The sequence below is a fragment of the Pseudomonas sp. SIMBA_067 genome (assembly GCF_046534675.1).
GTDB classification, from domain to species: domain Bacteria; phylum Pseudomonadota; class Gammaproteobacteria; order Pseudomonadales; family Pseudomonadaceae; genus Aquipseudomonas; species Aquipseudomonas putida.
Map to the genome: position 1 here is coordinate 1 of NZ_JAWRYH010000170.1, position 336 is coordinate 336.

A 336-nucleotide genomic window follows, 5' to 3' on the forward strand; every position below is an offset into this window, starting at 1 on the left:
GCCACTAGAGCTGACGCCGTCCGTCCCTGCCACGCCTCAGCTGCAGATTCTCGATGATGACGAGGAAGAAGATTCGACACTGTCGATTGCTGATCTCGATGATGTGGAAGATGACGTTGGCGGTGAGCTAATTGAGCGCATGAGCCTGGATGAGCACTTTTTTCTTAATCGAACCCCGAATCAGGACAAGATCATTTCCCGTGCACCGGTTGGGCCAATGTGGGTCGAGGGCGTTGCGGGCTCAGGCAAGACCTCGGCTGCCCTTGGGAGGACCAAGATGCTCTGTGACTTCAACTCGAATGAAGTGACGGATCGTGAGACGTTCCGGTCCATTCT

The 336-nt window shown here is 55.1% G+C and carries 1 pseudogene; it reads left to right on the forward strand.

Annotation, left to right across the window (positions count from 1 at the left end):
- A pseudogene (locus tag SB765_RS28570) lies at positions 1-336 on the forward strand (hypothetical protein); the annotation flags it as partial.